This is a genomic window from Nissabacter sp. SGAir0207 (genome assembly GCF_005491205.1).
GTDB lineage: Bacteria > Pseudomonadota > Gammaproteobacteria > Enterobacterales > Enterobacteriaceae > Chimaeribacter.
Map to the genome: position 1 here is coordinate 59,467 of NZ_CP028036.1, position 12,854 is coordinate 72,320.

Annotated in this window: 16 protein-coding genes; 4 read left to right on the forward strand and 12 right to left on the reverse strand. The window is 51.3% G+C overall.

Features of this window, described 5'->3' with window-relative positions:
* Nucleotides 1-9: 9 nt before the first annotated feature.
* The 9 genes from C1N62_RS18015 to C1N62_RS18055 all read right to left on the reverse strand — a co-directional run bounded on the left by C1N62_RS18015 (nucleotide 10) and on the right by C1N62_RS18055 (nucleotide 5,362).
* Nucleotides 10-705 carry a DUF4145 domain-containing protein gene (locus C1N62_RS18015; RefSeq protein ID WP_137765113.1) on the reverse strand — a complete coding sequence of 232 codons (696 nt, stop codon included), beginning with the start codon at nucleotides 703-705 and terminating at the stop codon, nucleotides 10-12.
* 280 nt (nucleotides 706-985) lie between these two features.
* Complete coding sequence (locus C1N62_RS18020) at nucleotides 986-1,168, reverse strand: hypothetical protein (RefSeq protein ID WP_137765114.1); 183 nt, start codon at nucleotides 1,166-1,168, stop codon at nucleotides 986-988.
* A gap of 143 nt (nucleotides 1,169-1,311) precedes the next feature.
* Entirely contained in the window at nucleotides 1,312-3,555 is a 2,244-nt protein-coding gene (locus C1N62_RS18025; protein ID WP_137765115.1) for a replication endonuclease, read from the reverse strand.
* Nucleotides 3,555-3,758, reverse strand: a complete 204-nt coding sequence (locus C1N62_RS18030) for a TraR/DksA C4-type zinc finger protein (RefSeq protein ID WP_370465608.1) — start codon at nucleotides 3,756-3,758, stop codon at nucleotides 3,555-3,557. Before C1N62_RS18030 ends, C1N62_RS18025 begins: the two co-directional genes overlap by 1 nt.
* Nucleotides 3,758-3,991, reverse strand: coding sequence for a DUF2732 family protein (locus C1N62_RS18035; protein WP_137764142.1), 234 nt, complete (start codon nucleotides 3,989-3,991; stop codon nucleotides 3,758-3,760). Before C1N62_RS18035 ends, C1N62_RS18030 begins: the two co-directional genes overlap by 1 nt.
* 64 nt (nucleotides 3,992-4,055) lie before the next feature.
* Entirely contained in the window at nucleotides 4,056-4,397 is a 342-nt protein-coding gene (locus C1N62_RS18040) for a DUF5347 domain-containing protein (protein ID WP_137765117.1), read from the reverse strand.
* Entirely contained in the window at nucleotides 4,361-4,552 is a 192-nt protein-coding gene (locus C1N62_RS18045; RefSeq protein ID WP_137765118.1) for a phage filamentation protein Fil family protein, read from the reverse strand. Before C1N62_RS18045 ends, C1N62_RS18040 begins: the two co-directional genes overlap by 37 nt.
* 5 nt (nucleotides 4,553-4,557) lie before the next feature.
* Nucleotides 4,558-5,067: a phage regulatory CII family protein gene (locus C1N62_RS18050; protein WP_137765119.1), complete on the reverse strand. Its 510-nt coding sequence runs from the start codon at nucleotides 5,065-5,067 to the stop codon at nucleotides 4,558-4,560.
* Between the two features lie 31 nt (nucleotides 5,068-5,098).
* Nucleotides 5,099-5,362 (reverse strand): hypothetical protein, encoded by a 264-nt coding sequence (locus C1N62_RS18055; protein WP_137765120.1) that lies wholly within the window; start codon nucleotides 5,360-5,362, stop codon nucleotides 5,099-5,101.
* A 129-nt stretch (nucleotides 5,363-5,491) separates the two neighbouring features.
* On the opposite strand from C1N62_RS18055, the gene C1N62_RS18060 reads away from it, so the two are divergent.
* The 3 genes from C1N62_RS18060 (at nucleotide 5,492) to C1N62_RS18070 (ending at nucleotide 7,929) form a co-directional block, all read left to right on the forward strand.
* On the forward strand, nucleotides 5,492-6,082 hold the full coding sequence (locus tag C1N62_RS18060) for a phage repressor protein CI (RefSeq protein ID WP_137765121.1): 591 nt from the start codon (nucleotides 5,492-5,494) through the stop codon (nucleotides 6,080-6,082).
* Nucleotides 6,082-7,104 (forward strand): tyrosine-type recombinase/integrase, encoded by a 1,023-nt coding sequence (locus C1N62_RS18065; RefSeq protein ID WP_137765122.1) that lies wholly within the window; start codon nucleotides 6,082-6,084, stop codon nucleotides 7,102-7,104. The genes C1N62_RS18060 and C1N62_RS18065 overlap by 1 nt, the downstream gene beginning before the upstream one ends.
* A 72-nt stretch (nucleotides 7,105-7,176) precedes the next feature.
* On the forward strand, nucleotides 7,177-7,929 hold the full coding sequence (locus C1N62_RS18070) for a GGDEF domain-containing protein (protein ID WP_137765123.1): 753 nt from the start codon (nucleotides 7,177-7,179) through the stop codon (nucleotides 7,927-7,929).
* Between the two features lie 108 nt (nucleotides 7,930-8,037).
* Here the strand turns inward: C1N62_RS18070 and C1N62_RS18075 are convergent, their stop codons facing one another.
* From C1N62_RS18075 to C1N62_RS18085, 3 genes are all read right to left on the reverse strand, one after another.
* On the reverse strand, nucleotides 8,038-8,988 hold the full coding sequence (locus C1N62_RS18075) for a helix-turn-helix domain-containing GNAT family N-acetyltransferase (protein WP_137765124.1): 951 nt from the start codon (nucleotides 8,986-8,988) through the stop codon (nucleotides 8,038-8,040).
* A gap of 113 nt (nucleotides 8,989-9,101) precedes the next feature.
* A complete protein-coding gene (locus C1N62_RS18080) occupies nucleotides 9,102-9,833 on the reverse strand; it encodes a glutamine amidotransferase (protein WP_137765125.1) in 732 nt (243 codons plus the stop codon).
* Nucleotides 9,834-10,214: 381 nt separating this feature from the next.
* Nucleotides 10,215-10,475, reverse strand: coding sequence for a hypothetical protein (locus C1N62_RS18085; RefSeq protein WP_137765317.1), 261 nt, complete (start codon nucleotides 10,473-10,475; stop codon nucleotides 10,215-10,217).
* 783 nt (nucleotides 10,476-11,258) lie between these two features.
* Here C1N62_RS18085 and C1N62_RS18090 point away from each other — a divergent pair.
* On the forward strand, nucleotides 11,259-12,239 hold the full coding sequence (locus C1N62_RS18090) for a RepB family plasmid replication initiator protein (protein ID WP_137765318.1): 981 nt from the start codon (nucleotides 11,259-11,261) through the stop codon (nucleotides 12,237-12,239).
* The last annotated feature ends 615 nt before the right edge of the window (nucleotides 12,240-12,854 follow it).

The following is a 12,854-nucleotide window of genomic DNA, read 5'->3' on the forward strand; positions in this document are numbered from 1 at the left end:
GAGCCGCTTTTACTCCTTACCGTGTCGCGCGGCCCTTCTATTCATAGCCTCTTTCGTTCGCGCTGGTTCAGTATAAATTCTTTCAAGAAATATCCGTGTAAAATCCTCTAAATCTAACGCTGAAGCTTGATCTAAAATACCTTCATGAGCACCATCATTCCCATCATTTTTTACGCATTCCGCTAAGTCTCGCAGTGCGCTAGGCACTATATTTTTATCAAAAAGCCACTCCATGCGAAGCCCTAAGCTACGGCGTACTTTTGCCGATGGCTCATCGCCATCCGGAAGGAGTCCTTTAGTTGCAAAATCAAGGCAAAGACGAAACATGGTTGCGGCTGCATTATAACAATGAATGCTCAGGCACTTTGATCCTTCATTAAATGCAGCCTCTATGTGAGAAGGCAAATGTTTTGGAGAAGGAGTAATCGCTAAATCTGCAGGTGTAATAACACCAATAACCTTACAAGCACTGGACACATTATAATCTGCAGTTCGCCATTCAACAGCAGCTGGTGAATAAAATTGCTCTCTTCGACTCACCTCGAATATCGAACTCTTATAACAGGCTTTGCACATACCAACTATTTCAGCGGTTGGCCGAAGATCTGGGTCAATTTCATCTTTAAATGGAGTTCCTCCAAAGATAGTAAAAGTAATATTCTTAGCATTACAGCGCTGGCAATCACTCACTAAAAATGCTGGCATTTATCAAGACCTCTATTAAGAATTTTTTTATATTATAAGATAAACGCTTTCATTAAGCAGCCATGTTTGCACTCTCTGCGCGCAATGCTATCCCCGCCACGCCTGCCCGCTTTGTGCATCGCTTTTCATGCAGGTGCAAAACCCAATAAAAAAGGCCCCAGCCTTGGAGCCTTTGACGTTCGTCAGCATGATGCGCTACATGCAGATCCATGCACTTATGCATGCACCGCTAAATTTTCCCCGCCCCCTCAAGAAGTAGTTTCTTGGCTCTCTTTTTTGTTCATTGTTTAGCCGTGAAAGCCACCTGAAAACCGCCGCCCTGCAAGGCCATACCCTGCGCCAAATCAGCGATTAAATTTAATGCAATCTCCCGATCCCTTTCTTGCACTACCTTCTCAGCGGCAAGACGCGCAATCAACTCCACCCGTTCAAGTACTACCTGCGCTTTTAACTCGTCATCCATAAAACTCCCCCCTTTTTATTAGTACTGTTTATGCATACAGTAGCATAGCCATGCTGATTTATAAAAGAAATTTGACAAAACGCTTCATAATCAATTATCTGTCTGATACTAAAGCCAAACTTTACCCGCTTGTTAGATTGTGGTTATTTTTTGGTAGCACTCTCTGCTAATCGCTTGAACCTGACGAGTATCTGCGCGGCATCAGGCTTTTTGACAGAAGTAGGAGCGCTGAATACCTCACCACTATAGGTGCCTCGCACCCATAACCCATTTATTTTCGTGCTAATGCCACTTACTACCCGCACGGCTAAAGCCCGGCTGATGGTTTCGCCGGTTGTATCCTTAATCTCACCAATGGCCCGCTCACAGGCGGCTTCAACAGCAGCCGATCGCCGGTGCATTTTTGGTGCTTTCTTAACCTTGCTTTCCCTTACCCGGTTCAAAAGCTGTCGCTGCGCTTTCCTGTCCAGGCCGGTAAAGTCGATCTCTTGATAACTTTCCGGTTTCATCATGTCCTCACACCCTTCTCTCTCCGTACAGTTATTGACAGAACTCCGAGAGGGCGCGGGCGCGCCCTGAAGGTCAACCCCCAGGTCAACGGCACGCTTCGGCACAATCTTCCACTGCGTCAGACGCGTGAGAATCGGCGAGCCATCACCTACCAATGAGGCATACAGCCCCTGGATGCGGTGAGTTTCCTCGCCGTACTCATTAAGGTCGGTCGCAGGTTGATACCAGGTGCGTACGGCCAGATCATCACGGCGCACAAACGGGCCGCCCTGGGCGTTCACGTAGGCCGCCCAATCACCCGCATCAGCAGCATCATGCGCGGCGGCAAACTCAACACACAGCCCGTGGGCGGTTTCGCTGTCTGCCATGCGGCGCAGCTCACGGTAAACCGTGACCGGCGCGCCACCGACGAACTGAAACTGACGGATACGCCAGCGGGCCGCCCAGGCAGACACCGAGGCGGCAGAGTCTTTGAGCAGCTTCCCGCTTTCATCATCCAGCTCATCATCAAGGGCATAGCCATCAATGTTTTTGCTGATGTATTTCGCCACGTAGCCCGTTGCGCTCCCCTTCTCCGGGTCGATAGCCTCGGCATGAAAGCGGGCCTTGCGAGCCTTATCACTGGTCAGCTCATGCGCGTCTTGCTCACTGGCATAATCGCGCAGAATGGTGCGCACGCGATCCACGTCGCCCGGCAGCATGAACATCAGCATGTGCCAGTGCGGGGTCGCGTCGTGGTGTGGTTCAGCTACGCGGATGCCAAAAATGCGAATGTCTTCGCGGTGAAGCTTGGCGCGGGCCTTTTCCCATACCCGGCGCAGATAGCGCTGGGTTTCTGCCGGGCTGGCGCCGTTCCATTTGCGGTTACGGTGGCCGGTCTTGATGGTGGCGTGATAACGGGCCGGCGCGGTCAGGGTGTAGAACTCCCCCACGTAGCCCATTTCATTACAGATATTTTCAAAGCCGCGGATACGCGTCATTAGCTCACAGCGCCGGATCGCCGGATTGGCAACACTGCCATCATATTTGTCGATAAGGCTGATGCGGTTGCCCTCCTCGTCCTCCAGCTCCATGCCCTTGAGAAAGTCACGCGTGCGGCGCTTCTGCTCGCGCCACTCATGCACGGTCATGTTGCTGGCGTAGGGCGTCATCTTTTTGCTGACGTTCGCGAGTGCGATGTGAATATGCTCGCGCCATTCTGCCGCCACGCGACGCAGCCGATTCAACCACCAACGATCCGACTTCATTTTCAGGATGGCCGGGGTCACTTCGTCTTCATTGAATAACTTGCCGGTCACACGTTCCCACTGCGGCGCATCCTGGCCCAGCAGGCGGGTGATGCGGGCGGCGGCCATATACATGCAGAACAGCACTTTGTAATCCGAGGCATGATGAGTCTCCTCGTTAACCTGGATCAGCTCGCTGGTAATGAAGTTGGCAATGTCGCCGGCCAGCAGGTCAATGTCGGCGCGGGCCAAATCCGGCAGGCGGTTAAAACGGCGCATCAGTTGGATCAGCTGCACATCGGCGGTGGTGTTGGCCGGGCGCTGGAATGACGTTGCAGCAAAGTGCTGCGGATCATTCAGGGTCAGGCTGTACTTCTGGCTAATCAGCTCAAGGCGCGGCAATGTCCGCTCGACAAAGGTCTTCGTCAAGTAGGCATTGGCTCGCTGAACTCCGTGCGTGCTCTCCAGCTCACTGGTGCGGCGGGTGACATCCAGCTTCACGATGTTGGGCTGCACGCTCAGCAGCGCCTGCGCATGTGAAAGCGCCGCGATCATCTTGTCGCGGCGGTGGGTTTCCTGATGGGTCAGGTAAGGACTGGCGATGGCCTCCCGTGGCGCATTCCACGGGTAGGCATACTGTTGTTCGCTCATCACCGGGCGTAGGCTTCGCGGGTTGCTTGGCAACTGACGCAGGTGACCACGCCCATTACTGCGCGGCGACGGGCTTCAGGGATCACGCCTTCACAATCTTCGCAGAAAAAAGCGCTGCTACGTTGCGGGCGGCTGATTGCCACGGCCAGGTGATGAGCCAAGTTTTCGGCGACTTGCTGTTGAGCCAGATCCATTGTGTCCATCAGTGCAGCTCCGCCGCCTGAAGGTTAATGCGCTCGGCTTCAGCGCGCAGCAGCTCTGCCGCCTCAACATAACTCAACTGGCGTGAGGTGATGCGCGCCGCCAGGCTGTCGAGTCTGGCCGCCATTGCTTCGGCGCGGTTGCGGCGCTCATCAAGGCGGGTCTGCTCAAGCAGGTTAAAAAACCCTGCATCATCATTACCGGTTTCAATATTCAATACTTGTTTATTACGCATGTTATTTTCCTGAATTTTGGCAATAGAATGCCCGGCGAGTTAACGCCATTATTTAAATTTGGGGTTAATTAGGGAGTGATAACCGCTTAGGGAATAAACTCACAACTGCACGAAAATGGTTCATTGCACGGATAAGCGCGGCCTTTTCATCAGTGGTCAGCTCACTGTATGCAACGTCGTGGCGCTCGGTTTTAATATTTGCCAGATAAAAAATAGCGCTCAATGCTCTTTTATTATCTTGGTAATTAATATCGGTCACATCACGCATCTCAGCGAAAAAGCGCGCAATACTTTTCTCATTATCACAGCCCCACAGGGTCGCACGTAATGACGCCACTTTATTTAAACCGGCGGCACGCTCTCCGGCGCTCATTTCCACAAGGGCGGCAGCAGCTTCAATAGCCATGATGATTCCTTTATTTTCGCATTGCGATGCTGGGTGAGAGTGGTTTGTTGCCAGGCGGGGTGCCAGCGCTTGCCTTGCTTCCCCATGATCCAACCGTGACCATAAGAGGGTGACGGGCTTTGCCGCGTTAATAACGGCGCAATTGAGATGGGCATAGTGATTAACTTAATCCCACGGTTGCGCCAAGGCCGGTAATGGCGTCCATCGTTGAGGCCATCGTGGGATTGGCCTGAATACGGGCCTGTACGGCCAGGGCCGCTAATGTCAGGCAGCGAATACCGCTGTTCACATTCTGAAGTAGACTACGCTTACATTTTTCAGTCAGGCGCTCGGTATTAATGGCACCCGCTGCAAGCTGGCCGATTTCTGCGGTGGCCTTCATGACATAAACAGGCAGCTTCTCGTTGGCCATCTCATTAACCGGCACACATGGCAGGCATTGAAGCTGGGCCAGAAAGCCGTCAACCAGCGTTGCATCCTCGGTAATGTCCGTGAGCTTCATCACCTCAACAGCGGTTAACTGGTGCGGCTGCTCTGGGTTGAGCTTATTGCGCAGCGTCTGGGTGTGCATCCCGGCACGCTTAGCCAGATCGGCCATGTTATGTGCTAAAGCGAATTTGCGACACGCATCATCGAAATGTGATTGGGTGGAAATCCTAAAATCAAACATATCCTTACTTCCCCTATTCCCTTAGTGTGAATCAAACACCGATAATGAGTTGAAAGCGAGAATGACCTAGCGATTTGCGTAACTGTTCTTCTTTCCAGCGCGCATAGTAAATGCGAATGGGGCCGCCAGCCTTCTTACAGCCCTTTCGGATAACGCGTGGTTCGATTGGTAAACAAGGATTATCGCCAGTAGTCCAGCGGTAAACAGTACGCTCAGAGACGCCTTCTAACTCTGCGAACTGTCGCAGAGAAACGATAGGAGCGGGTAGTTTGATGATTGCGATTTCAGATGCCATGATGCATTATTCCCCGTTTGACAATTTTTAACCTTTACTTGCCACTGTTTGCCAACTTTTGCCATCAGCGGACTCCACTTGCGTCAAAATTTACTACCAATTTCCTAATTGGTCAACTTGGATTAGACAATGAAATTCGATACTTCAAATCTGGACAACGTGAAAATCTTAGATCGGATCTGCTCGGTGTATGGCTTCCATCAGAAGATACAGCTTGCGAATCATTTCGAGATTGCAGCTAGTTCCCTATCGAATCGCTACACCAGAGGGAACATTTCCTACGATTTCGCAGCACTTTGCGCGCTTGAAACTGGCGCAAGCTTACTGTGGATTCTGACGGGTAAAGGCGAACGTTTTGAAGGAGAAGGAGTAGTAAATGATGACGGCAGTGAGTTTGCTGAACTTCAAAAGTTCACATTAAGTGAAGGAAAGTTGGTTAAAGATAGCCTTTTCTGCATTGACCGTAGCGTTATTGGTAAAGCTAATGCTCAAATCATATGCGTTTCCTCGGAACACAATCTTCACCTTGTAGAGGAAACCACTGTTATCTCAGATGGTATGAAGCTAGTTGATATTGGCGGCACCATATGCATTCGAGAGTTAACAGTGTTGCCAGGTCAAAAAGTACACGTTACTGGTGGAAAGGTATCATTTGACTGCGCCTTTGATGACATCAAAACCCTAGGTAGGGTTATAGGCATATACAGCGAGTTGAGTTAATGACGATCCGTAGAAATGCAGAAGGTGGTTGGGTTTGCGAAATTTACCCTAACGGGCGCGATGGTAAACGTATTAGAAAAAAGTTTGCGACTAAAGGAGAGGCGATTGCATTCGAACAATATTCAGCACATCAGCCTTGGCAGGGCGAAAAAGAAGAACGCCGTACAGTCAAAGATCTTGTAGATGCTTGGTATAAATCTCACGGGGTGACATTGAAGGATGGGTTAAACCGTCAATCAGCAATGCATCATGCTTTTGAGTGCATGGGTGAGCCGCTCGCTGTTGATTTCAATGCTCAGATGTTCACACGTTATCGGCAGAGACGTCTTGTGGGTGACTTCCCCCGTTCGAATAGAGTTAAGGAAGTTTCACCTCGTACCCTTAATTTAGAGCTGGCTCATTTTAGAGCAGTCTTCAATGAGCTATCTAGATTAGGAGAGTGGAGCGGGGAGAATCCTTTAAAAAACGTCCGCCCTTTCCGCATTCAAGAGATGGAAATGGCATGGCTGACAACAGAGCAAATTGATATTCTACTTAATGAATGTCGAAAGTCTGATCAACCAGATTTAGAGGCAGTGGTAAAAGTGTGCCTGGCAACAGGTGCGCGCTGGTCTGAAGCTGAAAGCATGAAAAAAACGCAGCTTTCAAAATACAAAATTACTTTCACTAACACCAAAGGCCGTAAAAATAGGTCTGTACCTATTAGCCCTAGATTATATGAGTCATTACCCAATCGGAACGCGCGCCTTTTTAGTGATTGTTACGGTGCCTTTCGGTCGGCCCTTGCGCGCACAGGAATTGAACTACCAGCGGGCCAGCTTACACACGTTCTGAGGCATACCTTTGCATCTCACTTCATGATGAACGGGGGTAACATTTTAGTATTGCAACGAATTCTGGGACACACTGACATCAAGATGACGATGCGTTACTCCCACTTTGCGCCTGATCATTTAGAGGATGCTGTAAAGCTTAATCCCCTTGATACAGAGTGGCGGCAAAATGGCGGCAAAACTGGCTAACTGTGGCAAATCGATTGTATATACTGGCAATATAAGCCCATGAAAAACAACGTAAACTATTGATTTTCCGTTGTGCCTATAAGAACCAGTTATCCGTTGGTGGTGGCGGTTGGGCTGGATAAGAGCGTATTGAAACGCCAGTGGCTCAAAAATAATATCGCTATCCTGTTTCCCAATATCTTGCTGCTGCTGACCGTGGTGCTGTTGGGCCGCCTGATGCTGAAGCAGTTCCGCAAAACGCTCGAGCATCGGCAGGAGCTGTTACTGGCGCGGGATGAGCTGACGCGCGCCAACCTGACACTGCGCGATCTGGCGTTGATTGACGGGCTGACCGGATTGGGCAATCGCCGCCAGTTTGATATCTGTCTGGAGCAGAGTCTGGCCCGTGCGTCCCTGACCGGGGAGCCAGTTTCCTTGATCATGTGTGATATCGATTTTTTCAAAAGCTACAATGACAGCCGAGGCCACGTTGCCGGGGATGAGTGCCTGAAAAGAGTGGCAGATATATTGAAATACTTGCCGCGCCGTAGCACTGACATTGTTGCCCGCTACGGGGGTGAGGAGTTCGCGCTGATCCTGCCGGCCACCGACATTGAGGCTGCCGAACAGCTGGCGCAACGTATTCTGGCGACCATCCGTCAGGCGGCGCTGCCGCACCATGCCTCGCTGTTACCGGAGAAGATCATTACGCTCAGTGCCGGTATCAGTACCTCTATTACTGGCAGTGATGCCCTGACACTTAAGCAGTCCGCAGACGCCGCGCTCTATACCGCCAAGCGCTCGGGGCGCAATTGCATTGTCAGTGCTTGGGACAGAATTTCATGAGTCAAAATTGCACCCAATAAATACTAATAATGCACCATATTGGTACTAAAAAGGCATCTTTAGGATGCCTTTTTGATTCCTGCAAGTTGGGGCCGTTATCGCGCTTGATCAGGTGGTGGAGCGGGTAAATTGCTGCTCCAACATGCTGTTGCCCCACTGGTCGCCTTGCCACTCTTTTGTCAGCGTGAAGCCAAAGGACTCATAGAGTCGGCGGGCAGCATTCAGGCCGCTGAACGTCCATAAATGCACGGCGGAGAACCCGCGCTGGTCACAGAAGGCCATCGCTTCAGCCAGCAGTTTTCTGCCCACGCCACCCCCTTGGCACCCCTCATCCAGAATAAACCAGCGCAGGTGCGCTTCATTGTTACCTAAGTCTTCACCATCAATCGCCACTGACCCGACAATCTGGCCACGATGAATTGCCAGCCAGATATTATTGTCTGCGGCCTCCAGACGGCCAGCAAACTCCGCCAGACCCGAAGCCACCTTACCTTCAAAGAAATGCCCAAAACCATGATGCCTGGCGTAGTAGCGGCCATGCATCTCGGCAATCCGGCCAATCATGCCCGGCTGATAACCGGCCTGAATTGTTATGCCAGCCGGCACGGGAGAAGCAGGTTCATCCCGACAGGCTTTCAAGGCTTGTGCGTAGGCCGCCAGCCCTTGGGCGACGGAGTGCTGCTGGGCGGCATCCAGATGTGCCAAGGCGTCAAGCACTCGCATAGAGCCATAGTCATTGATGCGGGCAACCGTCTCACGGCCTTTGGGGGTCAGCTGAAGCTGTTTGAGGCGGGCATCATCTGGCGCAGCAACTTCTTCAATTTCCCCACACTGGATCAATTTGCTGAGCATCCGGCTGACGCTGGACTTCTCAAGCCCAAGTAACTGCACCAGCTGCACGGCCGTCATGGCCGTATGGCTCTCTATTTCTAGCAAGGCATGGACGGCAGAGGGAGAGTAGGGGGTTGCCGCCAGAGTGGCATTCATAAATCCTAACTCACGCACCATCAGGCGTGAAGAGACTCGGATATGTTCTACAACCAGTTGATTAGAGGACATGGAAAACCTTCGCTGTATTATTGTTGTATAATACAACCATTTTAACAGGAAGATTGTCAATGCCCTGTTTTGTTTCCCAGTAGGAACAGAGTGGCCTACTGACAGAGCTGCATTCAGGCCGCCGGTGGGGCAACCGCCGCCGTGACAAAGTCCTGCATCAGGCGGGTCGCGTGGGGCGTGCCACCTAATGCCTGCAAGAGTGCGTCTGGATCTTTGCCTTCCGCACGCAACAGATCGGCGCGCATGGTGATCACGGCAGCCAGTATCTCGGCAGTGAATTCTGGGTGGAACTGGGTGGAGAGGGCGTACGGCCCATAACGGACAATCTGGAAAGCATCGTGATCGGAATCTGCCAGTGCTTCGGCACCGGGGGGTAAACGGATGATACTCTGCATATGCGTCAGGTGTGCGGCAAAGCGTGGGGGCAAGCCAGAGAGCATTGGGTCACTTTTCGCCTCTGGTCGCAGGCGGATCTGGTGGCAGCCAATCTCACGCCCCCTTGGGTGATAATCCACCTCACCACCCAGTGCATGTGCCATCAGTTGATGGCCATAGCAGACCCCAAACAGCGGCATATTGATGGCCATCGCGGCACGGATCCACTCGGCAGTGCGTTCACTCCAGGGAAGGCGTTCCGTTACCATTGCCCACGATCCAGTGATGATAGCGACTCTGCGGGCATCGGGTGGGGGCAGGGGATCCCCTTCAAACACCCGGACAACCTGAACGGACGCGGGTTCGCACGCCAACGCACGGGTAAACCACACTGGCAGATCGCCATGGGCAGTGCGGATAGTCTCTGGAGGGGTACCAACCTGGATAAGCAGTAGAGAGGCGGATTCCATCGTTATTATGCTCCATGAGTGAAGGGGAAACCTGATAATCAGCCTAACAAAACTCAGGCTGGCTTCACTATGCGATTTTGTTTAACTCAGAGGGGCAAAAAACAGGAAATGAAACGACCGTGGAAGGGCAGGGGAAAATAATTGAAAGCAGTTCCAGCCCTATTTCTTGCGACCTGTGTCACGGTAACGAAATAATCCTTGGGGATTGTTCGTTAAAGAAAGAGAGCTGGAATATCAGATTAGGGTAAATCTGCGATTAAGCATCCTGGGTAGCCTGTTGGCCGCCAAAACATGGCGTCCTGAATATCATCTCCTGTTACCCGTTGATGGCGTGTCTATGAAACACACGTTATCAAAGCCAGGTAAGAGACGGCCTTTTTATTAGCCTTTTTTTTTCTTCAACAGTTTCTTTAACGCCTTGATCTCTTTGACCGTCAGCACGGCGTCTTCAGGTTCAGCTGCTTCCTGAATATGCTGGTTATCTACTTCTTCAGCATTGATAAGCTCTGCCGCGCCGCGGTTTTCCAGGGCTGACAGCAGCAGCTGTTCGGAAATACGGCTTAAGCTTTCCTGCTCCTGTTCTGCGTATTCCCGCAGTTGCTCTTTGAGTGGCACCGGGATCTTGATGGTAAGAGAAGTCATGTCACTCACAGAATACTCCTTTATTAAACTTTTATTACAACTGAAACCGAATTTGGCTTACTAAAATAGAGCATTGTTAACACAAAACACAATACCCTCTGATACGATGTCACGAAAATGTCATAATTGAGTAACACTTTAATTTTTCCTGATCCAGCCCGTTATTATTTCCGAGAGAAAGCAATGCTGGGACAGTTAAGTTTTATTGATGGATAATTATTCCTGATAGCCTGAGATGAACACTGGAGTGTATGGCCGTAGCAAAAGTGGCTTGGGTAGGTTCAGGGCACCTTTCTGCTTTTTAGCGATGCCGACGCCATTTTTGCCAAAAAGGTTATCCACTTATCCACCGGCCAGATCCTAATAATAAGATCCGTATAAGATCCCTTTAAGATCCAAAAGAGATCCCCGATCGCCGCAGGCCGCGCCACGTCTGGGCTGGCAGGGGGTTCACATAAGCGGAAAACAGTAGAATATAAGCTGTAGTGAGTAACCGATAAGCTGTAGGTGGCTGAATATAAGCTATAATTAGCGGGTGACATAAGCTATAGTGAGCTGGAGGGGCAAAAGTCGCATCCATCCGGTGGATAGATTTTATCATTTATTTACAATGGCTTATCTCCAGAAATCCCTTTTGTTGCAAGATTTGCCGTAAAGTGCCCACCGCGCGGGGCGCACAACAGGCGGCGTTAATTGGCCATTTTCTGCTGTAGTCAGGCCACCGTACCTACCTGGAGTCCCATGGATAACGACAGCATTGATTTTGACAACCTGTTCCAGGAAGTGGATAAGGTCACCGGTGAGTTGGTGACGCTGACTCCCAATGCCAACAACACGGTGCAGCCGGTGGCGCTGATGCGGCTGGGAGTATTTGTCCCGACGCTCAAGTCCCTCAAGAACAGCAAAAAGAACACCCTGTCAGTCACCGATGCCACTGAAGAGCTGTCACGGCTGACGCTGGCTAAGGCCGAAGGCTTTGATAAGGTTGAAATTGTCGGCCCCCGGCTGGACATGGACAACGATTTCAAAACGTGGGTGGGGATTATTCACTCCTTTGCCAAGCATAAGGTCATTGGCGATAAGGTACAGCTTCCGTTTGTCGAGTTTGCCAAGCTGTGTGGCATTCCCTCCAGTCGCTCGTCCAAAAAGCTGCGGGAGCGTATCAGTCCCTCCCTGAAACGGATTGCCGGTACGGTGATCTCGTTCACTGCCAATACCAAAGAGCACACAAAAGAGTACGTCACCCATCTCGTTCAATCGGCCTACTACGACACCGCCAAAGATATTGTGATCCTCCAGGCCGATCCGCGGCTGTTTGAACTCTATCAGTTTGATCATAAAGTCCTTTTGCAGCTCAAGGCCATCAACGTGCTGAAGCGCCGGGAGTCGGCTCAGGCCATCTATACGTTTATTGAGAGCCTGCCGAAGAACCCCGCCCCCATCTCACTGGCGCGGCTGCGGGCCAGACTGAACCTGAAATCTCCGGTCTTCTCCCAGAACCAGACGGTGCGCCGGGCGATGGAGCAGCTCAAAGAGATTGGCTATCTGGACTACACCGAGGTGCAGCGCGGGCGGGCGGTCTTTTTCAACGTCCACTACCGCCGGCCGAAGCTGAAAGCGCCAAAGAACGCCAGTGAAGAGGTGATCCCAACTACCCCGGCCGTCGTGGCCGAACAGGATCCAGCGTTGGCGAAGAAGCTCCAGGTGCTGGAAAAGCTGGGCATCACCATGGAAGACCTTGAAAAGCTATTCAAAAACCAATAGCGGCATAAGCTGGAGTGAGTAACGCAATGGCATTTGTCAGGCCGTTACTCACTACAGCTTATCTATAGTGGCTGGTGAGTAAGGCTACTCACTATAGCTTATCTTCTGCCGCCACTGCCGCGCTGCCTCTGCGCTGGCCCCCCTTTCACTCCCCACGCGGTACAGGCTTCTCACCGATATTTTGAATATAAGCTGTAGTGAGTAGGTTACTCACTACAGCTTATATTGCCCGATCACTTTCTCGCTCAAACGCCTAAAGTCCGCCCAAAGGTTGCCGATAGCTCTGCTATAGCGGGCCAATTGCTTGCCGTTCAGCGCCCGGCGGCTCACTTCAGCTTATGCCCTGACGTTGTGTGCCGGTAAGCGAGCAACACCGAGATATAAGCTGTAGTGAGCAACATAAGCTGTAGTGAGTAGATTACTCACTACAGCTTATGTTCAACGGGCGGCATATTGCGTCAGATAATGGATATCTCCGAACCTTGTTTCTTAGGGCAAAGGATGAGCCTATCTTTGGCCGAACCTGCAATTCGGACACGAAACACTTGCCCAGTTATCTTGGGATTAAACTTACTGTCAGGTTTTATAAGTGCCGCTTTCAATGTTAAAACAAGT